The 22,909-nt window shown below is 59.0% G+C and carries 20 protein-coding genes; 9 read left to right on the top strand and 11 right to left on the bottom strand.

Annotated elements, in window-relative coordinates; translation table 11 throughout:
- Positions 1-110: 110 nt before the first annotated feature.
- Complete coding sequence (gene ybbP, locus IEX01_RS01525) at positions 111-2,525, bottom strand: putative ABC transporter permease subunit YbbP (protein ID WP_024557367.1); 2,415 nt, start codon at positions 2,523-2,525, stop codon at positions 111-113.
- A complete protein-coding gene (gene ybbA, locus IEX01_RS01520; protein ID WP_024560596.1) occupies positions 2,522-3,208 on the bottom strand; it encodes a putative ABC transporter ATP-binding protein YbbA in 687 nt (228 codons plus the stop codon). The genes ybbP and ybbA overlap by 4 nt, the downstream gene beginning before the upstream one ends.
- On the opposite strand from ybbA, the gene tesA reads away from it, so the two are divergent.
- From tesA to IEX01_RS01495, 5 genes are all read left to right on the top strand, one after another.
- Complete coding sequence (gene tesA / locus IEX01_RS01515; protein WP_029592134.1) at positions 3,179-3,805, top strand: multifunctional acyl-CoA thioesterase I/protease I/lysophospholipase L1; 627 nt, start codon at positions 3,179-3,181, stop codon at positions 3,803-3,805. The genes ybbA and tesA overlap by 30 nt on opposite strands.
- 28 nt (positions 3,806-3,833) lie before the next feature.
- A complete protein-coding gene (locus tag IEX01_RS01510) occupies positions 3,834-4,604 on the top strand; it encodes an SDR family oxidoreductase (RefSeq protein ID WP_024560597.1) in 771 nt (256 codons plus the stop codon).
- Positions 4,605-4,662: 58 nt separating this feature from the next.
- The gene (locus tag IEX01_RS01505; protein ID WP_024557370.1) at positions 4,663-5,517 is read left to right on the top strand and encodes a co-chaperone YbbN; all 855 of its coding nucleotides are present in this window, start codon (positions 4,663-4,665) and stop codon (positions 5,515-5,517) included.
- A gap of 97 nt (positions 5,518-5,614) precedes the next feature.
- On the top strand, positions 5,615-6,532 hold the full coding sequence (locus IEX01_RS01500; RefSeq protein WP_024557371.1) for an SPFH domain-containing protein: 918 nt from the start codon (positions 5,615-5,617) through the stop codon (positions 6,530-6,532).
- On the top strand, positions 6,529-6,996 hold the full coding sequence (locus IEX01_RS01495; RefSeq protein ID WP_048887226.1) for an NfeD family protein: 468 nt from the start codon (positions 6,529-6,531) through the stop codon (positions 6,994-6,996). Before IEX01_RS01500 ends, IEX01_RS01495 begins: the two co-directional genes overlap by 4 nt.
- Before the next feature lie 72 nt (positions 6,997-7,068).
- On the opposite strand, the gene IEX01_RS01490 is transcribed toward IEX01_RS01495, so the two are convergent.
- Together IEX01_RS01490 and cueR are read right to left on the bottom strand one after the other, a co-directional pair.
- Positions 7,069-7,560, bottom strand: a complete 492-nt coding sequence (locus tag IEX01_RS01490) for a M15 family metallopeptidase (RefSeq protein WP_024560599.1) — start codon at positions 7,558-7,560, stop codon at positions 7,069-7,071.
- Positions 7,561-7,936: 376 nt separating this feature from the next.
- Positions 7,937-8,344, bottom strand: coding sequence for a Cu(I)-responsive transcriptional regulator (gene cueR, locus IEX01_RS01485; RefSeq protein ID WP_024557374.1), 408 nt, complete (start codon positions 8,342-8,344; stop codon positions 7,937-7,939).
- Positions 8,345-8,448: 104 nt separating this feature from the next.
- Here cueR and copA point away from each other — a divergent pair, with 104 nt between their 5' ends.
- From copA to ybaK, 3 genes are all read left to right on the top strand, one after another.
- A complete protein-coding gene (gene copA, locus IEX01_RS01480; RefSeq protein ID WP_188723149.1) occupies positions 8,449-10,953 on the top strand; it encodes a copper-exporting P-type ATPase CopA in 2,505 nt (834 codons plus the stop codon).
- A 253-nt stretch (positions 10,954-11,206) separates the two neighbouring features.
- The gene (locus IEX01_RS01475) at positions 11,207-12,004 is read left to right on the top strand and encodes a TraB/GumN family protein (RefSeq protein ID WP_188723148.1); all 798 of its coding nucleotides are present in this window, start codon (positions 11,207-11,209) and stop codon (positions 12,002-12,004) included.
- An 80-nt stretch (positions 12,005-12,084) separates the two neighbouring features.
- On the top strand, positions 12,085-12,564 hold the full coding sequence (gene ybaK, locus IEX01_RS01470; protein WP_024557377.1) for a Cys-tRNA(Pro)/Cys-tRNA(Cys) deacylase YbaK: 480 nt from the start codon (positions 12,085-12,087) through the stop codon (positions 12,562-12,564).
- On the opposite strand, the gene ushA is transcribed toward ybaK, so the two are convergent.
- On the bottom strand, positions 12,565-14,214 hold the full coding sequence (ushA, locus tag IEX01_RS01465; protein WP_188723147.1) for a bifunctional UDP-sugar hydrolase/5'-nucleotidase UshA: 1,650 nt from the start codon (positions 14,212-14,214) through the stop codon (positions 12,565-12,567).
- A 552-nt stretch (positions 14,215-14,766) separates the two neighbouring features.
- Between ushA and ybaL the strand changes: the two genes are divergently transcribed.
- Positions 14,767-16,455, top strand: a complete 1,689-nt coding sequence (ybaL, locus tag IEX01_RS01460) for a YbaL family putative K(+) efflux transporter (RefSeq protein ID WP_024560604.1) — start codon at positions 14,767-14,769, stop codon at positions 16,453-16,455.
- 108 nt (positions 16,456-16,563) lie between these two features.
- Here the strand turns inward: ybaL and IEX01_RS01455 are convergent, their stop codons facing one another.
- The 6 genes from IEX01_RS01455 to IEX01_RS01430 form a co-directional block, all read right to left on the bottom strand.
- A complete protein-coding gene (locus tag IEX01_RS01455) occupies positions 16,564-17,868 on the bottom strand; it encodes an inosine/guanosine kinase (RefSeq protein WP_024557380.1) in 1,305 nt (434 codons plus the stop codon).
- 63 nt (positions 17,869-17,931) lie between these two features.
- Positions 17,932-18,894, bottom strand: coding sequence for a ferrochelatase (gene hemH / locus IEX01_RS01450; RefSeq protein WP_024557381.1), 963 nt, complete (start codon positions 18,892-18,894; stop codon positions 17,932-17,934).
- Positions 18,895-19,021: 127 nt separating this feature from the next.
- Positions 19,022-19,666 (bottom strand): adenylate kinase, encoded by a 645-nt coding sequence (gene adk, locus IEX01_RS01445; protein ID WP_024557382.1) that lies wholly within the window; start codon positions 19,664-19,666, stop codon positions 19,022-19,024.
- Positions 19,667-19,917: 251 nt separating this feature from the next.
- Entirely contained in the window at positions 19,918-21,792 is a 1,875-nt protein-coding gene (gene htpG / locus IEX01_RS01440; protein ID WP_024557383.1) for a molecular chaperone HtpG, read from the bottom strand.
- 108 nt (positions 21,793-21,900) lie between these two features.
- Positions 21,901-22,506 carry a recombination mediator RecR gene (recR, locus tag IEX01_RS01435; protein ID WP_024557384.1) on the bottom strand — a complete coding sequence of 202 codons (606 nt, stop codon included), beginning with the start codon at positions 22,504-22,506 and terminating at the stop codon, positions 21,901-21,903.
- The gene (locus tag IEX01_RS01430) at positions 22,506-22,838 is read right to left on the bottom strand and encodes a YbaB/EbfC family nucleoid-associated protein (protein WP_002892173.1); all 333 of its coding nucleotides are present in this window, start codon (positions 22,836-22,838) and stop codon (positions 22,506-22,508) included. The genes recR and IEX01_RS01430 overlap by 1 nt, the downstream gene beginning before the upstream one ends.
- Positions 22,839-22,909 lie beyond the last annotated feature (71 nt).

Genomic DNA, 22,909 nt, shown 5'->3' with positions numbered 1-22,909 from the left:
CGTGTTGGCGGTTTTTTACTAAATCGTGCTACTAAATATCAGATTTTTATTATCTGATGCTGTTAAAACACGCCGAACCGGCAGAAAAACCGGCGCGGCATATCCAAACGTTAACCAGCGAACTGGCGGAACAGCGCCCGCCCTTTCAGCAATCGTACGCCAAGCCAGCCGCCGCAGAGCGAAAGCAGCAGCGCGCCGCAAAGCGGCAGGATGCCCCACAGCCGCCAGTCCGGCTCCCACGGGAAATCAAACACCCGGGTTTGCAATATCCCGAGCGCCGTTTCCGCGCCGATGGCCGCCACCAGCCCCGCTACCAGGCCAAGCACGGCGAATTCGCACCACAGCGTGGCGCGCAGCAGCTTTTTGCCTGCGCCCAGCGTACGGTAAACCACCAGTTCCTGATGGCGCTGACGCATCCCCACCTGAACCTGGGCGAGCAGCAGCAGAATGCCGCAGATGGTGACCAGCACCACCATCACTTCCAGCGCCCGGCTCACCTGCTCCAGCACCTGGCCGACCTGGCGCAGAATGGCACCGATATCCAGCAGGCCCACCGTCGGGAACTGACGGTTAAGCTGCGCCAGCATGGCGTTGCCGTTTTCCCAGCGGAAGCTGGTAAGCCAGGTTTGCGGCTGGCCGTCGAGCGCGCCCGGCGGGAAGATAAAATAGAAGTTGGGCCGCAGGCTCTCCCAGTCCACTTTACGCAGGCTGGTAACTTTCGCGGTGAAATCCTGCGTATCGCCGGTGAAGGTGACGCTGTCGCCGATATGAATATCAAGGCGCGCCGCCAGCCCCTCCTCCATCGACACTTCGCCCGCTTTCGGCGGCCAGCGGCCAGCGGTGATGGGGTTGTGTTCCGGCTTCCGGCTCTGCCAGGTGAGATTAAGCTCGCGGTTGAGCGCCTCATCCTGGTTGCCTGCGGTGGCGGCGCCGTTAATCTGCGTCAGCCGCGCCCGCACGATGGGATAAAACGATTCGGGAACAATTTGCCGTTCGGCAAGAAACGCCTTCATTGGCTCAAGCTGTTCCGGCGCGATATTAATCAGAAAATAGTTCGGGCTTTCCGGCGGCAGTTGCTGCTGCCAGCGGTCGAGCAGGTCGCCCCTGAGCACCAGCAGCAAAGCCAGCAGCATGAAGGAGAGCGAGAACGCGGCGAGCTGGCTGAGCGTCTGCCAGGGCTGACGCAGCAGGCGATTAACCGCAAGGCGCAGCGGCAACGCCTTGATGGTCAGCCCCTTCAGCACCCGCAGCAGCCCCCACCCCACCAGGCCACAAAGCAGCGCCAGCACCACGGCCCCTGCCAGCACCGACCAGAGCAGCATATTGCCGCCCATCAGCCAGGCGAGCAGCGCCACGACCACCAGCGTAATGACGGGCAGATAAACCTTCAGCGGCCAGACGTTGGCCACCGCATCTCGTCTTAATACCCGCAGCGGTTGGGTGGCCAGCAGCAACCGGTACGGGCGCAGCCCTACCAGCAGCGATATCACCACCATTGACCCCACCGCCCACAGCCACGGCCAGAAGCTCGCCGCAGGCAGGTCGGCGGGCAACACCGGTTTGAGCAGATGCATCAGCACCGCCTCAAACACTTTTCCCGCCAGCCCCCCGGCTACGGCGGAGAGCGTGAGCACCAGCAGCCACTGCCCGACGATAAGCTTGCGCAGCGCGGCGCTGTCCGCGCCGAGGGTCTTGAGAATAGCCACCAGATCGTAACGGCTGCGGCAGTAGTGCCCCATCGCCACCGCCACGGCGGCCACCGCCAGCAACAGCGTCAAGAGCGCCGAGAGCAGCAGGAATTTTTGCGACCGCTCAACGGATTTGCCCAGCGCTCCGTCATCTTCTTCCATGCCGTACCAGCGATGCTCGGGTTTAAGCTTCGGCAGCAGAAAGTCTTCGTAACGCTTAATCTGCGCAGGCGTGCCGGCGAATTTATAGCGCCACATCAGGCGGCTGCCGGGCTGCACCGCGCCGGTTTTTTCCACGTCATCAAAATGCATCAACAGCCGCGGCGCCATCTGAAAAGGGTTAAAGCCCGCGTCCGGCTCCTGGATAACCGCTCCCGCCACGGTAAGCGTGGCGTCGCCCACGTCTATCCTGTCGCCTGCTTTCACCCCGAGCAGCGCCATCAGCCGGGGCGCCAGCAACACCCGGCCCGGCTGCGGCTTCAGATTCGGCGGGTCGGTTTGCAGCGCGCCGTAGAGCGGATAAACGCTGTCCACGGCCTTCACGCTGGCGAGCTGCGGCGCTTCGGCGCCGAACGTCATGGTGGTGAAAGAGAGCTGTTTGTCCGCCTGCAAGCCATCGCGCTTAGCCTCCAGAAGCCAGTCCTCCGGCACCGCGCGCGAGCTTCTCAACGCCCGGTCGCCTGCAAGAAATTCCCGGCTCTGCTGACTTAAGCCTTTTTCCATGCGGTCGCTGATGGTGCCGAGCGCCAGCACGCAGGCCACCGCGAGGCTGAGCGCCAGCCAGACTATCAGCAGCGAGGGGGAGCGCCATTCGCGCCAGAACCAGCGGGCTATCATGCTTCCTCCCATAATTTGCCGTCTCGCAGGCGCAGGCGCCTGTCGCAGCGCGCCGCCAGCTCCGGATCGTGCGTGACCAGAATCAGCGTGGTGGCGTAATCGCGGTTTAAGGAAAAAAGCAGATCGGCGATGCGATCGCCGGTGTGGCGGTCGAGGTTGCCGGTGGGCTCGTCGGCGAAGAGCACCGACGGGCGGCCGTTGAAGGCGCGGGCCAGCGCCACGCGCTGCTGCTCGCCGCCGGAAAGCTGCGCGGGCAGATGGTCGAGCCGCTTGCCAAGGCCGAGCTGCTCAAGCAACCGCTTCGCCTGCTCGCGGCTCGCCTTGTCGTTTTCGCCCCGCAGCAGCGCGGGCAGCTCGACGTTTTCCAGCGCATTAAGCGTTGGGATCAGCATAAACGACTGAAATACAAAGCCGACATGCTTCGCCCGCAGACGGGCGCGCGCCTCTTCGTCCATGTTATGCAGCGGTTCGCCGAGCAAGCGCACCTCCCCGCTGCTGCCGTCGTCGAGCCCGGCCAGGATTGCGAGCAGCGTTGATTTGCCTGAGCCCGACTCGCCAATCAGGGCGATGGTTTCGGCTGGTTTGACAACCAGCTCAACTCCGGTGAGGATGGAGAGCGCGTGTTCCCCCTGACCGACGGATTTAAAAAGATGATGAACTTCAAGGCTGTTTTCCGCTGGCATCTCGCTTTCCTGTTGTTTGTTTTTGTAAGTTTTCGCGCCGCGGCGGCGGACACGCTGCTGGTTCTTGGCGACAGCCTGAGCGCGGGCTATCGCATGGCGGCCAACGCCGCCTGGCCTGCGCTGCTTAACGACAAGTGGCAGCAGCGCGACACGCGCGTGGTGAACGCCAGCATCAGCGGCGACACCGCGCAGCAGGGGCTCGCCCGTTTGCCTTCCCTGCTTGAACAGCATAAACCACGTTGGGTATTGATAGAGCTTGGCGGCAACGACGGGCTGCGCGGTTTTGCACCGGACGCCATCGCCGCAACCCTGCGCCAGATTATCGAGCAGGTAAAAGCGGCGGGCGCTGAACCGCTGCTGATGCAGATTCGCCTGCCGCCCAACTATGGCCGTCGCTATACCGAAAGCTTCAGCGCCATCTACCCCGAACTTGCGAAAGAGTACTCCGCTCCGCTGCTGCCTTTTTTTATGGAGGAGATCTACCTTAAACCGCAGTGGATGCAGGATGACGGCATTCATCCCAATCGCGACGCTCAGCCTTATATCGCAGACTGGATGGCGACGCGGCTGGCCCCTTTAGTTAAACACGACTCCTGACCCTGAGGGGCCGGGAGCGGGTAAAGTTATGCAAAAATCACTCTTAATTACAGGATGTTCCAGCGGCATTGGCCTGGCCAGCGCCATCGAATTACAGCGCATGGGTTTTCGCGTGCTTGCCGCCTGCCGCAAGCCGGAAGATGTCGAGCGCATGAACGCGCAAGGATTTACCGGCGTACTGCTCGATCTCGATTCGCCCGCGAGCGTCGAGGCTGCGGCAGCTGAGGTTATCCGCCTTACCGATAACCGTTTGTACGGCATTTTTAATAACGGCGGCTTTGGCGTTTACGGGCCGCTCACCACTATCAGCCGCGAGCAGATGGAGCAGCAATTCGCCACGAATTTTTTCGGCGCGCACCAGCTCACCATGCTGCTTTTGCCCGCCATGCTGCCGCACCAGGAAGGGCGTATTGTCAATACCAGTTCGGTGATGGGACTTATCTCCACGCCAGGGCGCGGCGCTTACGCCGCCAGTAAATATGCGCTTGAGGCCTGGTCCGACGCCCTTCGCATGGAGCTTCGCCACAGCGGCATTAAGGTGAGCCTGATTGAGCCGGGCCCTATCCGCACGCGATTCACGGATAACGTTAACCAGACGCAGACGGACAAACCGGTGGAAAACCCGGGCATCGCCGCACGCTTTACGCTGGGACCGGAGGCAGTAGTGGCAAAGGTGCGCCATGCTTTTGAAAGCCCGCGGCCCAAAATTCGTTATCCGGTCACGATGGTGACGCACGCCGTCAGCCTGCTTAAGCGCCTGCTGCCCGCCCGCGCGATGGACAAAATTTTACAGGGCTAAGTTGAAGGCGACGCGCTCGCCCCCATGTAAAAAAGAAATCGACAACAGAGAGTGACTCATGTCCGTACAGAATATTGTCAACATTACCGAAGCGAACCTGCACCAGACGCTGGAGCAATCCGTCTCCGTGCCGGTGCTGTTCTATTTCTGGTCCGATCGTAGCCAGCACTGCCAGCAGTTGACGCCGGTGCTGGAGAAGCTGGCCGCGCAGTACAACGGTCAGTTTATCCTCGCGAAAGTGGATTGCGACGCCGAGCAGATGGTCGCCGCGCAGTTCGGCCTGCGCGCCATTCCTACCGTTTATCTTTTCCAGAACGGCCAGCCGGTAGACGGCTTCCAGGGGCCGCAGCCGGAAGAGGCTATCCGCGCGCTGCTGGAAAAAGTGCTGCCGCGCGAAGAGGAGCTGAAAGCCCAGCAGGCGATGCAGCTGATTGAGCAAGGCGACCACGCCGCCGCGCTGCCGCTGCTGAAAGAAGCCTGGCAGATGTCGAACCAGGATAGCGAAATCGGTCTGCTGCTCGCCCAGACGCAGCTGGCCTTAAGCCGCGCCGATGAGGCCGAAGCGGTGCTGAAAACCATTCCGCTGCAGGATCAGGATACCCGCTATCAGGGTCTGGTGGCGCAAATCGACCTGCTGCGTCAGGCGGCGGATACGCCGGAGATTCAACAGCTTCAACAGCAGGTGCAGCAAAACCCGCAGGATGCGCAGCTCGCTGCACAGCTGGCGTTGCAGTTTCACCAGGTGGGCCGCAACGAAGAGGCGCTGGAGTTGCTGTTCAGCCATTTGAAAAAAGATCTGGCGGCAGGCGACGGCCAGGTGCGTAAAACGTTCCAGGAGATCCTGGCCGCGCTCGGCACCGGCGACCAGTTGGCTTCTAAATATCGCCGTCAGCTCTACTCCCTGCTGTATTAATACCTCTCGTCAATACCTGGATTCGGATGACGATGGGCGCTGCGCCCGTCGTCTTCCGGCGCTACAATAAGCAGCAAAATGACAGGAGGTTTTTTTAATGCTTATCGTGATCCCGGTTCTTATCTTCGTCGCACTGGTGATTGTCGCCGCCGGCGTCAAAATTGTGCCGCAGGGCTACCAGTGGACGGTAGAACGCTTCGGCCGCTACACCAAAACCCTGCAGCCCGGTCTTAGCCTTGTTGTCCCCTTCATGGATCGTATAGGCCGCAAAATCAACATGATGGAGCAGGTGCTGGATATCCCCTCTCAGGAGGTGATTTCAAAAGACAACGCCAACGTTACCATTGACGCAGTCTGCTTCATTCAGGTTATCGATGCGCCGAAAGCGGCTTATGAGGTGAGCAACCTTGAGCTTGCCATTATCAACCTGACCATGACCAACATTCGTACGGTGCTCGGCTCGATGGAGCTGGACGAAATGCTCTCGCAGCGCGACAGCATTAACACGCGCCTGCTGCACATTGTGGATGAAGCGACAAACCCCTGGGGCATTAAAGTCACGCGTATTGAAATTCGCGACGTGCGGCCGCCCGCAGAGCTTATCGCCTCGATGAACGCGCAGATGAAGGCTGAGCGTACCAAGCGCGCCTATATTCTGGAAGCGGAAGGGGTGCGCCAGGCGGAAATCCTGAAAGCCGAGGGGGAGAAGCAGTCGCAGATCCTGCGCGCCGAAGGCGACAGGCAGTCCGCCTTTTTGCAGGCGGAAGCGCGGGAACGCTCCGCGGAAGCGGAAGCGCGCGCCACGCAGATGGTGTCCGAAGCTATCGCCGCAGGCGATATTCAGGCGGTAAACTATTTTGTGGCGCAGAAATATACCGAGGCGCTGCAGCAGATTGGCGCGGCTAACAACAGCAAAGTGGTGCTGATGCCGCTGGATGCCTCCAGCCTGATGGGGTCTATCGCCGGTATTAGCGAGCTGATTAAAGAAAGCGGCAACGAGCGGAAACGGCCATGATCGCGCTTTTCTTCGAGCATCCTTACGCTTTCTGGCTAAGCCTCGGCGGCCTGCTGCTCGCCGCTGAAATGCTCGGCGCAAGCGGCTACCTGCTGTGGAGCGGCGTGGCGGCGGTGGTTACCGGGCTGCTGGTCTGGCTGCTGCCGTTTAGCTGGGAGTGGCAGGGCCTCTGCTTTGCCGTGCTGACCGTACTCGCCGCCCTGCTCTGGTGGCGCTGGCTCGCACGGCGCCCGCAACCCCGGGCTAACGCCGCGCTCAACCAGCGCGGCCAGCAGCTTATCGGCCAGCGCCTGCAACTGGACGCCCCGCTTAGCAACGGTCACGGTCATGTCCGCGTGGGCGACAGCAGCTGGCCGGTTATCGCGAACGAAGATATGCCGGCAGGCGCGCTGGTGGAAGTCATTGCCGTTGAGGGCATCCGCCTGCGCGTACGTCGCCTTACTCAAACTCCCCCAGCGGCATAAAAAAATGGGCAGCCGGTTACTGCGCTGCCCCAATATGCTGCACTCAACATCTTGTGACTTCCCTGCCTTTTTTCAGAGAAATTTTTTAATTTCGAAATGGGTGGCATCCGGCGCCATGCTGAACGTTTTTCCCCATGTAAAACCGTAATACTGAAAAACCGGCGCCAGCGGCGCGCAGGAAATCCCATCCATACCGTCGTTCTGATTGATATCCAGCGCCAATCCAAAAGCGTGATTAGAAGGCAGCGAACTAAAATAGCCGCTGGTTGGTCGTCTTAAGCGCATTTTAAATGCTGTGTTGCACTGGGTAATAATATCCAGCAGCCCCTGCTTTTCTATTTCCGTAAAAACCGTCAGTAATTGTTTATGGGCTTTTTTATGAAAAAAGAGATCGCTGTCAGCATTATCCCGGCCTTCAAGCTGCGGAATGTGCACAAAGCCAAGCTGCGAAGAGGGCTCAAACCCCTTGATAAAACTAATGGTATCACCGTATAACGGCGGGTTATGGTCGGTAACATAGGTAACCTTGCCTATTAAGGGATGCTCGTAGGAATATACGGACATAATTGCTCCAGACGCTTTTTATAGTCACTCATCGCGATGAAATATCTCCGGCATAGAGCGCGCTGCCCGTCAGACCGCAGGATATTTTTATTTTTTTAGAATATGAGTAGTGTTCCCGCACAACTAAACCAAAACCTGCACAGGAGAATAAAGGCGTTTAATAAGGCTCACTATTTATTATTAATCTAAAGCATGATTAGTCATTTTCAATCATACTTTCTTCGCGTTTTTTGCACGTAACAGGCTGTCGCGCTGATTTATTTTACCGCGTAGTTTTCTGCTGACCCGATGGGCGCAAAGGATATATTTCACCAGCGCGATGAACTAAAAAAGCAGCGCTAGCATGTGGTGACGTTACCACTCGCTTTTTTACCGCTTACTTTGCGCTGCGATGGCAGCAGCCGGAAAGCGTATCAATGATTGGACAGTCAGCGCTGTCGTCGCCGGGACAGGCCTTTGCCAGCGACAGCAGATGCAGGCGCATCGACTGAAGCTCCTCAATATGGCGCTCAATCTCCGCCACTTTTTGCAGCGTGCGGGCTTTAACATCCGCGCTGTGGCGGGCCGGGTCATTAAACAGGTGCACCAGCTCCCGGCACTCTTCCAGGTTAAACCCTACCTGGCGGGCCTGGCGCAGCAGCGTTAACTCATCCAGATGCCGTTGGCTGTAGGTGCGATAGCCGTTATCGCCACGCAGCGGCGGCGTCACCAGCCCTTTTTCTTCGTAAAAACGAATCGCTTTGCTGGTTAAACCGGTTTTTTTCGCCACATCGCTAATATTCATTATCCCCCCTTGACCTTCCCCTTGATGGAAGGTTTACGCTTTATCACAGTTAAGCAAAACCTTTTTATGGTCAAGCTCATTCTGAGCAACAGAGGAGAGTTACTATGTCAAACACCATTGAACTGGCCCTGGACGGCCTTTCCTGCGGCCACTGCGTGAAACGCGTAAAAGAGAGTCTGGAGCAGCGCCCGGACGTTGAGCAGGCCGAAGTGACTCTCGATCGCGCGAAAGTCACCACCAGCGCCAGCGCCGATGCGCTTATCGACACCGTTAAACAGGCCGGGTACGACGCAACCCTCGCGCGCCCAAAGGCTGAGCCGCTGGCAGAGTCAACGCTCCCGCCGGAAGCACTGACAGCGGCCCCCTCCACGCTTCCGGCAGAGGCGCAGCCTGACGACGACAGCCAGCAGTTGCTGATTAACGGCATGAGCTGCGCCAGTTGCGTCAGCCGTGTGCAAAACGCCCTGCAGGCGGTGCCGGGCGTCCGGCAGGCGCGGGTAAACCTGGCGGAGCGCACGGCCCTGGTAATGGGCAGCGCCTCCGCCGCTGAGTTAGTCGGCGCGGTAGAAAAAGCGGGTTACGGCGCTGAAGCGATAGAAGATGACCAGGAGCGCCGCGAGCGCCAGCAGCAGACGGCGGTCGCCGCCATGAAGCGCTTTCGCTGGCAGGCGGTCGTCGCGCTCGCGCTCGGCATTCCGGTGATGGGCTGGGGCATGCTCGGCGACAACATGATGGTCACCGACGCAAACCGCAGCCTGTGGCTGGTTATCGGCCTGCTGACGCTCGCGGTGATGATCTTCGCAGGCGGCCATTTCTACCGCAGCGCATGGAAAAGCCTGAAAAACGGCGCGGCGACCATGGACACCCTGGTGGCGCTCGGTACAGGCGCCGCCTGGCTCTACTCCATCAGCGTCAACCTCTGGCCGGAATTTTTCCCGATGGAAGCGCGCCATCTCTATTACGAGGCGAGCGCCATGATTATCGGCCTGATTAACCTCGGCCATATGCTGGAACAGCGCGCCCGCCAGCGCTCATCCAAAGCGCTGGAACGGCTGCTTGATCTCACGCCTCCTACCGCGCGCGTCGTCACCGAAAACGGCGAGAACAGCGTGCCGCTGGCTGAGGTGCAGTCAGGCATGACGCTGCGGCTTACGACCGGCGACCGCGTGCCGGTGGACGGCGAAATTACTCAGGGCGAAGGCTGGTTCGACGAAGCCATGCTGACCGGCGAACCGGTGCCGCAGCAGAAAGGCAGCGGCGATGCCATTCATGCCGGAACGGTCGTGCAGGACGGCAGCGTGCTGTTTCGCGCCAGCGCCGTGGGCAGCCGCACCACCCTTTCGCGCATTATCCGCATGGTGCGCCAGGCGCAAAGCAGCAAGCCGCAGATAGGCCAGCTGGCGGATAAAATCTCCGCCGTGTTCGTGCCGGTGGTGGTGTTGATTGCCCTGCTCAGCGGCGCTATCTGGTATTTCGCCGGGCCAGCGCCGCAGATTGTTTATACGCTGGTGATTGTCACCACGGTGCTGATTATCGCCTGCCCCTGCGCGCTGGGCCTCGCCACGCCGATGTCTATCATTGCGGGCGTGGGGCGCGCGGCGGAGTCCGGCGTGCTGGTGCGTGACGCCGACGCCCTGCAACGCGCCAGCGAAGTCGACACGCTGGTGTTTGATAAAACCGGGACGCTGACGGAAGGCAAACCGCAGGTGACGAAGACGTTCACCGCTGAAGGTTTTAGCGAAGCGGACGCGCTGCGCCTCGCCGCCGCGCTGGAGCAAGGCTCAAACCACCCGCTGGCCCATGCCATCCTTGAGAAAGCGCAGGGTATGACGCTGCCTTCCGTTAACGGCTTTCGCACCCTGCGAGGGCTGGGGGTAAGCGGCGAAGCGGAAGGCCGTCAGCTGCTGCTCGGCAACCGCGCGCTGCTGGAAGAACAGCATGTTGATGCCTCTGCGCTTGCGCAGACGATTGAGCAGCAGGCGGGCTTTGGCGCTACGCCGGTGCTGCTTGCCGTCGACGGTAAGCTGGCGGCGCTGTTCGCTATTCGCGATCCGCTGCGCGGCGACAGCGTGGACGCGCTGGCCCGGCTGCATCGTGAAGGCTACCGGCTGGTAATGCTCACAGGCGATAACCCGGTCACCGCTCACGCTATCGCGAAAGAAGCGGGTATCGACGACGTGATTGCGGGTGTCCTGCCCGACGGCAAGGCGCAAGCGATTATTCGCCTGCAAAGCGAGGGGCGCAAAGTGGCCATGGTGGGCGACGGCATTAACGACGCCCCGGCGCTGGCGCAGGCGGATGTCGGCATCGCCATGGGCGGCGGCAGCGATGTGGCGATTGAAACCGCCGCCGTTACGCTGATGCGCCACAGCCTGCTCGGCGTGGCCGACGCGCTGGCTATCTCCCGCGCTACGCTGCGCAACATGAAGCAGAACCTGCTGGGCGCGTTTATTTACAACTCGCTGGGCATTCCCGTCGCCGCCGGGATCCTCTGGCCGTTTACCGGCACGCTGCTTAACCCGGTGGTGGCAGGGGCCGCCATGGCGCTGTCGTCCATTACGGTGGTCAGCAACGCCAACCGGCTGTTGCGCTTCAGGGTGAAGGCGTAAGCCGTTAACCTGATTGCACGTTGACGCCGGGCGGTGCGGCTTATCTGCCCTCAGACAGGCGCTTTGTCTGCTGTTTGCCCGCCCTGCCCCTCTCTGCGTTGGCAAGAGAGGGGCAGTTCCCTCTGTAACCCTCTCTTCTCCGTAACGTCGCTCCCCGGGCTGCGAAGCGATTTTCCCGCTTTCAGGCGACGACGGCGATTTGCACCCTCCCCCGCCGCGCGCTAGCATGGTTTTCTTTTGTCAGGGAACGCTTATGGGTCTGTTAAGCCGTCTGATTGCCTTCTTTTCTCCGCTTCGCCCCGCTTATCCCTGGCCCGCGCTGGATGTAACGCTGCCTGGTGGCCGCTATCTGCATCTGGTCGGCAGCATCCATATGGGCACGCCCGATATGGCGCCGCTCTCGGCCCGCCTGCTGGAAAAGCTCAAGCGTGCCGACGCGCTGATTGTGGAAGCGGATATTCGCGGCGATGTCTCGCCTTTTGGCAACGAAGCGGTTACGCAGCCGCTGCGCGAAAGGCTGCAAGGCGAGACGCTCGCGCAGCTGGAAAAATTTGCCGGCGAATTTGGCCTCTCGCTCTCCCGGCTGGATGAACAACCCGCCTGGCAAGTGGCGCTGGCGCTGCAGGCGCATCAGGCGCAGCGCCTGGGTTTGCGGCCTGATTTCGGCATCGACTATCAGCTATTGCAGGCGGCGCAGCAATTTTCCGTTCCGGTGATGGAGCTTGAAGGGGCGCAAAGCCAGATAAACCTCCTGCGACAGCTGCCGCAGGAAGGCCTTTCGCTGCTGGAGGATACGCTGACCCACTGGCACACCAACGCCCGGCTGCTGCAGTTGATGATAAGCTGGTGGCTGGAAACGCCGCCTAAAAATACGGACGTTACGCTGCCCACCACGTTCAGCTCCGATCTTTACGACGTGCTGATGCACCAGCGCAACCTGCAATGGCGCGATTATCTCAGCGCCCTGCCACCCGGGCGCTATGTGGTGGCGGTCGGCGCGCTGCACCTTTACGGCGAAGGCAACCTGCCCGGGCTGCTCAAATCGTCCTGAATCCGCTGAGCAAGCTGGTACTATTTTTATCCGCAGCAGCCCGTTACGCTGAGGGCAGACGAAGACAAAGGAAGGATGTTATGACTCCCGCCATAAAATTACTCGAAAAACAGAAAGTGGCGTTTACGCTTCACGCTTACGACCATGATCCGCACGAAACCAACTTTGGCGACGAGGTGGTGCGCAAGCTTGGGCTGAACGCCGAACAGGTCTATAAAACGCTGCTGGTGGCTCTCAACGGCGATATGAAACAGCTCGCCGTGGCGGTAACGCCTGTCTCCGGCCAGCTCGACCTCAAGAAGGTGGCGAAAGCGTTAGGGGCGAAAAAAGTGGATATGGCGGACCCGATGGTGGCGCAGCGCATCACCGGTTATCTGGTGGGCGGCATCAGCCCGCTGGGGCAGAAAAAGCGCCTTCCGACGCTGATTGACGCGCCAGCCCGCGAGTTCGCCACCATTTATATCTCTGGCGGGAAACGCGGGCTGGATATTGAGCTCGCAGCAGCCGATCTGGCGAAGCTGCTGGACGCGCAGTTCGCCGATATCGCCCGTCGCGATTGACTACTGCCAGTTCACCTCGCCCTGCGGTTCAAACGCGCTCGCATCCAGCGGCGAATGTTGTTCAATGAACTGCTTCAGCACTTCCGCATCCACAAAGCCGGTGTTTACGTAACCCGGCTTTTTGTCGATGGCGGGATAGCCGTCGCCGCCGGTGGCGTTGAAGCTGAGCGTCGCCATACGGTAAGTTTTCGCCAGGTCCAGCGGCTCGCCTTTGATCTTGATATCGCTGAGCGCGCCGCCTGAAGCCGTAAAGCTAACACTGGCGAACTGCGGGTAGGCGCCGGAATCGGGCTTCATCTGCGCGACCGCCTTCAGGTAATCCGCAACCTCCTGGCCTGTCATATCCACATAAACCAGCGTGTTGCCAAACGGCTGCACCTTCAGCACATCTTTATAGGTGATATCCCCCGCTTCGATGGAGTCGCGTATGCCGCCGCCGCTCATAACGGCGAAATCCGCGCTAGTGCGCGCCATCTGGGCGCTGAGGATAAGGTGCCCCATATTGGTCTGCACGAAGCGTACTTTGCTGCGGTCCCCTTCCAGACGAGCATTCACGCTGCCGATTTTCACGCCCAGCTGCGCCTGTCCCTTGTGCTGGAAAGGTGAAAGCAGCGAAAGCATCTGCGGGTTCTCCGGAATTTGCGGGGCATAAAGCACGCGCTCGCTCTGGCCGTTATCCCAGGTGATTTTCTTCTTCAGGTTGATGGGGATGAGCTGGTAGTTCACCAGTTTCATTTCGCCGTTGCGAAACTCAAAATCGGCGCGACCGACATATTTTCCCCACTCATGAGCCTGCACTATCCAGATGCCATTCTGCTGGTCCGGCGCGCAGGGGGTGCCCGGCACATAATCAGCCTGCTTTTTGTTTTCCGAAGCCATGCAAACCGGATCCTGCGAGTGGCCGCCCACTATCATGGTCAGCGCCCCCGCAGGCAGGCTGCGGGCCAGCTCCACATCGCCTGGCGCGTTAGAGCCATGCTCGCCGTTGTCGTAGTGGCCCATATGGGTGGCGGCGATGATCACATCCGGCTTCTCGGTCTGTTGCAGCTCCTGGATAACCAGCTTCGCCTCATCGGCAGGCTTGCGAAACTCAATATCGGTGAAGAATTCCGGGTTGCCGATTTTCGCCGTATCGTCGGTAGTCAGGCCGATGACGGCGATTTTAATATCCTGGCGGTTGAAAAGCGCCCAGGGCTTAAAGAGCCGCTGGTTAGTGCTCTTCTGGTAGATATTGGCGGAAAGGAAAGGAAACTTCGCCCACTTTTCCTGCTGGCGCAGGACGCTTAGCGGATTGTCGAATTCATGGTTACCGACCGCCATCGCATCGTAGCCTATCAGGTTCATGCCGCGAAAATCGGGTTCGGCGTCCTGCAAATCAGATTCCGGGACGCCGGTATTGATATCGCCCCCGGAGAGCACCAGCACGCTGCCGCCTTTCGCCGCAACCTCTTTACGCACGTTATCCACCACCGTTTTTTGCGCCGCCAGGCCATATTCGCCGTAGTCGTTGCGCCAGAAATGGCCGTGATGGTCGTTCGTATGCAGGATGGTGATGTTGTAGGTTTTATCTCGCTCCCAGGCGAATGCGGAACTGCTCGCCAGCCCGGCGAAGATCAGCGCCGCCGCCATAACCCTGTTGGTACTTTTCATAACAACTCTCCCTGGCACAAAGTAAACGCTGAAATTACAGCGCCATGAAAGCATAGACAACAGGGTTTTCAGGCTAATGACGCGGCGGGGAGAAAAAACCGACCATTAGCAGCAATGGCGAAGAAGAAGATTTTTGAGCGACGGGTGAAAATAAACGCACAGAAAAACCGACGCGGATACCGCTGTGAGCGCGGCAGACTCCGGCATTGAACTGAGCGTCAGGGAAAAACAGAAGCCACATCATGCAAAAAGCTCCGCTTAGCAGTGGTTTTTAAACTTTAAGGTCATATTTGTGCATGATAAGCGAAATTTATCCCCGCCAGAACCGGGTAAAGTTGTTAACGCTTCGTGCGGTTATCAGCGATTATCCAAAGCCTTTTTGCCATAAGCTATGAATATGCCGTGTCGGCATTTTTTTTCAGTTTTGTTTAAAGTTTTATGAGGTATTCACCGATTATTCACAAACACTGACAGAAAAAGTGTCATAAACTAAAAAACGGAGTTTTGGCTTTTCGCCAAAGCGTGGATTTTTTGCTAACGAAAGGAGACGGAATGCATCACGCCACCCCGCTTATCACCACCATTGTCGGCGGTCTTGTGCTCGCCTTTTTACTCGGCATGCTCGCTAACCGGCTGCGCATCTCTCCTCTGGTGGGCTATTTGCTGGCAGGGGTATTGGCCGGCCCTTTCACGCCAGGCTTTGTCGCGGATACCAAACTTGCCCCGGAGCTGGCGGAGCTTGGGGTTATCCTGCTGATGTTCGGCGTGGGTCTGCATTTTTCTATCAAGGATTTGATGGCGGTAAAGTCCATCGCCATACCCGGCGCCGTGGCGCAGATTGTGGTCGCGACGCTGCTTGGGGTGGCGCTTTCAACGTTAATGGACTGGTCGCTGATGACCGGCATCGTGTTTGGCCTGTGTCTTTCCACCGCCAGCACCGTGGTGCTGCTGCGCGCCCTTGAAGAGCGACAGCTTATCGACAGCCAGCGTGGGCAAATCGCCATCGGCTGGCTGATTGTCGAAGATTTAGTGATGGTGCTGACGCTGGTGTTGCTGCCGGCGGTGGCCGGAATGCTTGAAAAAGGCAACCTCGGCTTTGCCTCACTCGCCGTCGATATGGGCTTCACCATCGGCAAAGTAGCGGCGTTTATCGCCCTGATGATGCTGGTCGGGCGTCGACTGGTGCCCTGGATCCTCGCCCGCAGCGCCTCCACCGGCTCGCGCGAGCTATTCACCCTCGCCGTACTGGCGCTGGCGCTCGGCATCGCTTTCGGCGCGGTGGAGCTGTTTGATGTCTCCTTCGCCCTCGGCGCCTTCTTTGCCGGCATGGTGCTTAATGAATCAGAGTTAAGCCATCGCGCGGCGCACGACACGCTGCCGCTGCGCGACGCGTTCGCGGTGCTCTTTTTCGTCTCCGTCGGTATGCTCTTTGACCCGATGATCCTGATTGACGAGCCGCTGGCGGTGCTGGGCACGCTGGCGATTATCGTTTTTGGCAAATCGCTGGCGGCGTTTTTGCTGGTGAAACTGTTCGGTCACTCACAGCGCACGGCGCTGACCATCGCCACCAGCCTTGCGCAGATTGGCGAGTTCGCTTTTATTCTGGCCGGTCTTGGCATGGCGCTCGACCTGCTGCCGCAGAACGGGCAAAACCTGGTGCTGGCGGGCGCGATCCTCTCCATCATGCTTAACCCTATTCTCTTCGCGCTGCTGGAACGCTTCCTGCAAAAAACAGAAACGCTGGAAGAGCAGACGCTGGAAGAGGCCATCGAAGAAGAGCAGCAGAACCCGGTGGATATTTGCAACCACGCCCTGCTGGTAGGTTACGGGCGCGTGGGCAGCCTGCTGGGCGAACGGTTGCTGGCGCAGGAGATCCCGCTGGTGGTGGTGGAAACATCCCGCAGCCGGGTGGACGATTTGCGCGAGCGCGGCATCCGGGCCGTGCTCGGCAACGCTGCGAACGAAGAGATTATGTCGCTGGCGCATCTCGATTGCGCGCGCTGGCTGCTGGTGACGATTCCTAATGGCTATGAAGCGGGCGAAATTGTCGCCGCCGCACGCGCAAAACGCCCTGATATCGAGATTATCGCCCGGGCGCATTATGACGACGAGGTGGATTATATCGCCGAGCGCGGCGCAAACGAGGTAGTGATGGGCGAGCGGGAGATTGCTAACACGATGCTTTCGTTGCTGGAGCAGGCGCCCGGGCCGATTACCGCGCCGGAAAAAGCGGCGAGTTAAGCATCTGCGCAGGGCGAGCGCGCTTCGCGTACTCGCCCTGCGAAAGAGACCAAAGCCGCAATCACTGTAAGGTGGTAAGCGAAGCGCCGCCCACCTTACCCCCCCGAATTACCGCTCCCAGTACGCCTCTTCGAGGCTGTCTTCGCGCTCCGGCAGACCGCGGGTCAGTCGCGGCGAGTGCTGGTTCAGCACCTGATAACTCACGCGGTTCGCGTATTTGCACACTTGCGCCAGCGATGAATAGGTAAGCCAGGTAAACTGATGCTTGCTGGAGTTCGGCACGTTAGTGCGGTGGTAGTTATTAGCGGTAATGTCGTGCAGCAGCGCCGCCAGCGCGCCGTCGCCCGCGCCGTTCGTGTTCATGATTTTCTCTGGCCCGCCCATGTAAGGGGCGATGTGGGAGAAAATGCGCAGCGGTTGCTGACAATCTTTAAAGCGCATGGCGCGGCTGAATTCATACTGGTTAAATTCGGCAATGGCGCCTGGCAGCAGCGGGTGCTGGGTTTTGCGTTTCGCTTCGTTTTCGGTGAAGCCCGCCATGTAAAGCCCTACCGGCCCGGCGGTGCACAGCACCAGGTCCACCCAGTCCAGCGCCTTATCGGAGGCGAGCAGCGGGTCGCTTTCCCCGGTTAACGCTTCCGCTTCTTCTTCATTCATTGCCAGAATGGAAACATGTTCTTTGAGGAAATCTCGCCACCACTGCGGGTTATCGGCAATCACATATTTTGTGCCGAGGGTTAACACCACCGGCACGTTATGCTTTTTGGCATAAGCGATAGCCTGCATCGTGGCGTCCGGCATCGGCTCGCCGGGCTTGCAGCGCACCAGATAAGAGGTGAGCACCAGCGCGGAAGCACCTGCTATAACCGCTTCCGGAATGCTTTCAGGACGCAGTTGGTTCATGTGGCCGGGGCTGATGGCGAAGGTGCGCTCGCCGTTTTCGCTAATCAGCGTAAAGCAGCGGCCAATCGCGCCGTCTACCCCCTGCAGATAGTTCAGGTCGGTACGGCTGGAGGTGTTGCAGAGGTAACGGTAGGCGTAGCTGCCAATCTGCACGTTATTACACATCACGCCCAGCAGCACCGAGCGGTCATCCGCCAGCACCGAGTAGTTGTGCATGGTGTTGCCGATAGTGCCGCCAGCAAACTGATGGGTGATAAGGTTTTCCCGAACCAGCTCCTGATACAGAGCTTCCGCTACTTCATCGTCGATAACCAGCGAGTGGCCGAGACTCAGGCCATAACGATGGACGAAATCGTCATCTACGCGGGCTTCAATATCCACCAGCGTCTGATCGATACCCACCACCCAGGAGGCGCTGGTTTCGCTTTCAGGCTGGATTTGCTGCAGCAGCGGGTCGCGAGCGTTAACGGGGAAGTAGTGTTTGGACTTGCGTTTACCGGGAAATTTCATGGTTCGGGATAGTGATAGCTAATGAGGCGGGGAATGGTAGCACACTCCCCCGCCCAGGCGCGATCAGCGATAGCGCCCGATTAACTCCGCCATCATGGCGATATGAGAAGGCTCATCATTAAGCGCCGGAATATATTCATACTTCTCGCCGCCCGCGTGCATAAAGATCTCTTTGTTTTGCACGGCTATCTCTTCAAGCGTCTCCAGACAATCCGCCGCAAAGCCCGGACACATCACCTGAATATGCTTCACCCCTTTCTCGCCGAGCATTTTCAACGTTTCGTCGGTGTACGGCGTAAGCCAGGGTTCGCGGCCAAAGCGCGACTGGAAGGTCATCATCACTTTTTCCGGCGGCAGACCCAGCGCGGAGACTAGCTCGCGGGTCGTGTCGCGGCAGCGCTGCGGGTAGTCATCCCCTTCGTTAGCGTAGCGTTGCGGAATGCCGTGATAAGAGAGCAGCAGCAGATCCGGCTCGCCGTGAACGGCGAAGGAGCGACGCGCCGTTTCCGCCAGCGCATTGATATACGCGCTGTTATCGGCGTAATCGCGAATAAAATTCAGCGAAGGCAGCTTGCGGTAGCGGGCAAAAATGCGCGAAAGCTCATCCCATACCGCCGCCACCGTCGAGCAGGAATATTGCGGATAGAGCGCCAGCACCACAATGCGATCGACGTTCTGATCGAGCAGCTTTTTCACTGCGCTTTCCAGCGACGGCTGCCCATAGCTCATGCCGAGGGCCACCGGCACGTCCGGCAGGGCTTCGGCCAGCGCCTGCTCCTGACGACGGCTATAGACCATCAGCGGCGAGCCCCCTTCCATCCAGATGGAATTATAGAGTTTCGCCACGCGCGGCGAGCGCAGCGGCAGGATAACCCCGCGCAGCAGCGGCCACCAGAGTATACGCGGCGTATCCACCACGCGTTTGTCGCTCAGAAACTGTCGCAGATAGCGTTTCACGGCGGCGGGCGTGGGAGCATCAGGGGTCCCCAGGTTCGCCAGCAGTACGCCTGTTTTTTCCAGACTCATTACCACACCTTAATCATTCTAACTGGCTGATAATTGTAGCTGATAAGCGCTTAAGATGAACCAATTGCAGCAAGAGGGGAAATGAGAAATTTTCTCACCCGACAGGACGCCGGGTGAGGCAGCGCGATTAGCCGAGGATCTTTTCCAGCTCTGCGCGTACTTCGCTGACCGCTTTGGTGCCGTCAACTTTCGCGTATTTGGTGTGACCCGCCTGCGCTTCTTTCTGGTAGTAACCGATAAGCGGCGCGGTCATCGCATGGTATTCCACCAGACGCTTACGCACGGTGTCTTCCTGGTCGTCTTTACGGGTGCTCAGCTCTTCGCCGGTCACGTCGTCTTTGCCTTCCACCTTCGGCGGATTAAATTTGATGTGGTAAACGCGCCCGGAAGCGGCGTGTACGCGACGACCGATGATGCGCTCGACAATCAGCTCGTCCGGTACATCAAACTCCAGCACATAATCAACGTTGATGCCCGCGTCTTTCATGGCGTCTGCCTGCGGAATGGTGCGCGGGAAGCCGTCCAGCAGGAAGCCGTTGCGGCAGTCATCCTGAGCAATGCGCTCTTTTACCAGGGCGATAACCAGTTCGTCAGTGACGAGCTTGCCGGCGTCCATAATGTCTTTTGCCTGTTTGCCGAGCTCAGAGCCAGATTTTACCGCGGCGCGCAGCATGTCACCGGTGGAGATTTGCGGAATGCCGTATTTCTCCATGATGAATTGTGCCTGAGTCCCCTTACCTGCGCCCGGAGCGCCGAGCAGAATAATACGCATTGCGTAATTCTCCATACGTTTGGATTTTTACAACGTTATTTGAAGCGAAAACCATACCATTAAAGGCCGTATCACGACAAGGAAGGCGGGCGTGGTGAATGGTTTCATCGCCCGTGCGGATGAGAAAAAAAGCGGCTTTGCAATCATGCGATAAAAAAAGCGGGCAAGGCTGACGCTTGTCCGCTTTCACTGTTATCAATCATGAACGCTTATCGGGCGGGTAAACGCAGCGCCACCCGCCCCAGGCGCTATCAGGAAACCAGCAGCTGGTTCATGCGGCGGATAAACTGGTTGGGATCTTCCAGCGTACCGCGCTCGGCAAACAGCGCCTGGTCGAGCAGCAGCTCTACCCACTCTTTAAACTGCGCTTCATCCTGGGTGTCGGCTGTGCGTTTCACCAGCGGGTGATCCGGGTTCAGCTCAAAGAGATATTTCACTTCCGGCACCGCCTGTCCCGCCGCCGCGAAAAGCTTCGCCATCTGCGTGCTCATCTCGTCGTTTTCCGTGGTGACAATGGCCGGCGTATCGGTCAGTCGATGGGTCAGACGGACCTCTTTCACGCGGTCGCCCAGCAGCGTTTTCACGCGCTCAACAAACGGCTCCAGCGCTTTTTCCGCCTCTTTGGCTTTCTCGTCCACTTCGTCCGCCAGCTTATCCAGCGACTCATCCGCCTTAGCGACAGACTGGAACGCTTTGCCGTCAAACTCGGTGAGATAGCTCATCATCCACTCGTCGATGCGGTCGGAAAGCAGCAGCACTTCGATGCCTTTCTTACGCAGCAACTCAAGGTGCGGGCTGCTCTTCGCCGCCGCGTAGCTGTCAGCGGTGATGTAGTAAATCTTCTCCTGCCCTTCTTTCATGCGGGAGACATACTCTTCAAGCGACACGGTCTGCGCAGCGGAATCGGTATGGGTGGACGCAAAGCGCAGCAGTTTCGCAATGGCCTGCTGGTTAGCGTTATCTTCCGCCGGGCCCTCTTTCAGCACCAGGCCGAACTGTTTCCAGAAAGTCTGGTATTTTTCAGCGTCGTCCTTCGCCAGTTTTTCCAGCATCTGCAATACGCGTTTGGTGAGCGCGGTGCGCAGGTTGCGGGTGACGCTGCTGTCCTGGAGAATTTCACGGGAGACGTTCAGCGGCAGATCGTTAGAATCAATCAGGCCGCGCACGAAGCGCAGGTAGTTCGGCATGAACTGCTCGGCGTCGTCCATGATAAAGACGCGCTGCACGTAGAGCTTCAGGCCATGTTTATGGTCGCGGTTCCACATATCCCATGGCGCCTGAGCCGGGATATAAAGCAGGCTGGTGTACTCCTGCTTGCCTTCCACGCGGTTGTGGCTCCAGGTCAGCGGGTCGGTGAAATCGTGGGCGATGTGTTTGTAAAACTCGTTGTACTCTTCGTCCTTGATTTCGCCTTTGCTGCGGGTCCACAGGGCCTGCGCCTTGTTGATTTTTTCCCAGGAGACGACTGTTTCGCCATCTTTCTCCTCGCGGGTTTCAATCTCTACCGGCAGCGCGATATGGTCGGAGTATTTGCTGATAATCGAGCGCACGCGCCAGTCGTTGAGGAACTCATCTTCCCCTTCGCGCAGGTGCAGCGTAATTTCGGTGCCGCGGTCGGCTTTGTTGATATCGGCGACGGTGTATTCGCCTTCGCCCTGAGACTCCCAGAACACCGCTTCATCGGCCCCTGCGCCCGCCGCGCGGGTGCGCACGGTGACTTTATCCGCCACGATAAAGGCGGAGTAGAAGCCCACGCCGAACTGCCCGATAAGCTGGCTGTCTTTCGCCTGGTCGGAGCCCATCGACTCCAGGAACGCTTTGGTGCCGGACTTGGCGATGGTACCCAGGTGATCAATCACCTCGTCGCGGGTCATGCCGATGCCGTTGTCGGCGATAGTCAGGGTGCGCTGGTCCTTATCGAAAGAGACGCGCACGCGCAGTTCACCGTCGCCCTCGTACAGATCCGGGTTCGACAACGCGCGGAAGCGCAGCTTGTCGGCGGCGTCCGAGGCGTTGGAGATGAGCTCACGCAGGAAAATCTCTTTGTTTGAATAGAGAGAATGGATCATCAGGTGCAGAAGCTGCTTTACCTCTGACTGAAAGCCACGGGTCTCTTGTCCTTTCATGGGTGTCATACCTCAACAATACAGACAACATGTCAACGAATGGTGAGGCAGAGATGGGGATGCGTAACGGAGATTTCAAGCGGGGGAACGCAACGCTCCCCCGTTTGTTTAAAAATGAATCTTGTGACGGCCCGCCAGCGAGTGCGAAAGCGTGGTGCCGTCGACCATTTCCAGCTCGCCGCCAACCGGCACGCCATGGGCGATACGGCTGGCTTCTACGCCGTACTGAGCGCAAAGCTCGGCGATGTAGTTGGCGGTCGCCTCCCCTTCCACCGTGGGGTTGGTGGCGAGGATCACCTCTTTGAGCGGCTCGTGTTCCAGACGCTGCTCAAGGCGGTCAAGACCGATATCCTCCGGGCCGATGCCGTCTAGCGGCGAAAGATGGCCCATCAGCACAAAGTAGCGGCCGGAGAACTGTCCGGTCTGCTCGATGGCGTGAATATCCGCCGGGCTCTCCACCACACAAATCTGGCCGTTTTCCTGACGACGCGGGTTCGAGCAGATGTTGCAGACCTCCTGCTCGGTGAAGGTGCGGCAGTCGGCGCAGTGGCCGATCTCCGACATCGCGCGGGTCAGCGCCTGCGCAAGACGCATGCCGCCGCTGCGGTCGCGCTGCAGGAGCGCGAACGCCATACGCTGCGCCGATTTCGGGCCCACGCCCGGCAGGCAGCGCAGCGCTTCCATCAGCTGTGTCAGCAGAGGACTGGTTTGCATCAGAACGGCATCTTGAAGCCCGGCGGCAGCTGCATGCCGGCGGAGACGGAAGCCATTTTCTCTTTCTGCGTCTCTTCAATGCGGCGCGCGGCGTCATTGAAAGCGGCAGCAACCAGATCTTCGAGCATCTCTTTGTCATCTTCGAGCAGGCTCGGATCGATCTCCACGCGACGGCAGTTATGCGCGCCGTTGATGGTGACCTTCACCAGACCCGCGCCAGATTCGCCAGTGACTTCCAGCTGCGCGATCTCTTCCTGCATCTTCTGCATTTTTTCCTGCATCTGCTGGGCCTGTTTCATCAGGTTGCCCAGACCGCCTTTACCACCAAACATAAGCTTCTCTCTTTGCTTCAGGTCGCTATCGGTGACCGATACGCGAGGCCAGGGGTTACAACAGGCGACAG

It is taken from the genome of Franconibacter daqui (genome assembly GCF_014644275.1).
GTDB classification, from domain to species: Bacteria; Pseudomonadota; Gammaproteobacteria; order Enterobacterales; family Enterobacteriaceae; genus Franconibacter; species Franconibacter pulveris.
Note: the sequence above shows the minus strand (reverse complement) of the source record. Positions and strands in the feature narration are given on the sequence as shown.

Excerpts from the sequence above, each read along its gene's own strand:
- ybbP (WP_024557367.1), bottom strand. The coding sequence starts at position 2,525 with ATGATAGCCCGCTGGTTCTGGCGCGAATGGCGCTCCCCCTCGCTGCTG.
- tesA (WP_029592134.1), top strand. The coding sequence starts at position 3,179 with ATGAACTTCAAGGCTGTTTTCCGCTGGCATCTCGCTTTCCTGTTGTTT.
- ybbA (WP_024560596.1), bottom strand. The coding sequence starts at position 3,208 with ATGCCAGCGGAAAACAGCCTTGAAGTTCATCATCTTTTTAAATCCGTC.
- IEX01_RS01510 (WP_024560597.1), top strand. The coding sequence starts at position 3,834 with ATGCAAAAATCACTCTTAATTACAGGATGTTCCAGCGGCATTGGCCTG.
- IEX01_RS01505 (WP_024557370.1), top strand. The coding sequence starts at position 4,663 with ATGTCCGTACAGAATATTGTCAACATTACCGAAGCGAACCTGCACCAG.
- IEX01_RS01500 (WP_024557371.1), top strand. The coding sequence starts at position 5,615 with ATGCTTATCGTGATCCCGGTTCTTATCTTCGTCGCACTGGTGATTGTC.
- IEX01_RS01495 (WP_048887226.1), top strand. The coding sequence starts at position 6,529 with ATGATCGCGCTTTTCTTCGAGCATCCTTACGCTTTCTGGCTAAGCCTC.
- IEX01_RS01490 (WP_024560599.1), bottom strand. The coding sequence starts at position 7,560 with ATGTCCGTATATTCCTACGAGCATCCCTTAATAGGCAAGGTTACCTAT.
- cueR (WP_024557374.1), bottom strand. The coding sequence starts at position 8,344 with ATGAATATTAGCGATGTGGCGAAAAAAACCGGTTTAACCAGCAAAGCG.
- copA (WP_188723149.1), top strand. The coding sequence starts at position 8,449 with ATGTCAAACACCATTGAACTGGCCCTGGACGGCCTTTCCTGCGGCCAC.
- IEX01_RS01475 (WP_188723148.1), top strand. The coding sequence starts at position 11,207 with ATGGGTCTGTTAAGCCGTCTGATTGCCTTCTTTTCTCCGCTTCGCCCC.
- ybaK (WP_024557377.1), top strand. The coding sequence starts at position 12,085 with ATGACTCCCGCCATAAAATTACTCGAAAAACAGAAAGTGGCGTTTACG.
- ushA (WP_188723147.1), bottom strand. The coding sequence starts at position 14,214 with ATGAAAAGTACCAACAGGGTTATGGCGGCGGCGCTGATCTTCGCCGGG.
- ybaL (WP_024560604.1), top strand. The coding sequence starts at position 14,767 with ATGCATCACGCCACCCCGCTTATCACCACCATTGTCGGCGGTCTTGTG.
- IEX01_RS01455 (WP_024557380.1), bottom strand. The coding sequence starts at position 17,868 with ATGAAATTTCCCGGTAAACGCAAGTCCAAACACTACTTCCCCGTTAAC.
- hemH (WP_024557381.1), bottom strand. The coding sequence starts at position 18,894 with ATGAGTCTGGAAAAAACAGGCGTACTGCTGGCGAACCTGGGGACCCCT.
- adk (WP_024557382.1), bottom strand. The coding sequence starts at position 19,666 with ATGCGTATTATTCTGCTCGGCGCTCCGGGCGCAGGTAAGGGGACTCAG.
- htpG (WP_024557383.1), bottom strand. The coding sequence starts at position 21,792 with ATGAAAGGACAAGAGACCCGTGGCTTTCAGTCAGAGGTAAAGCAGCTT.
- recR (WP_024557384.1), bottom strand. The coding sequence starts at position 22,506 with ATGCAAACCAGTCCTCTGCTGACACAGCTGATGGAAGCGCTGCGCTGC.
- IEX01_RS01430 (WP_002892173.1), bottom strand. The coding sequence starts at position 22,838 with ATGTTTGGTGGTAAAGGCGGTCTGGGCAACCTGATGAAACAGGCCCAG.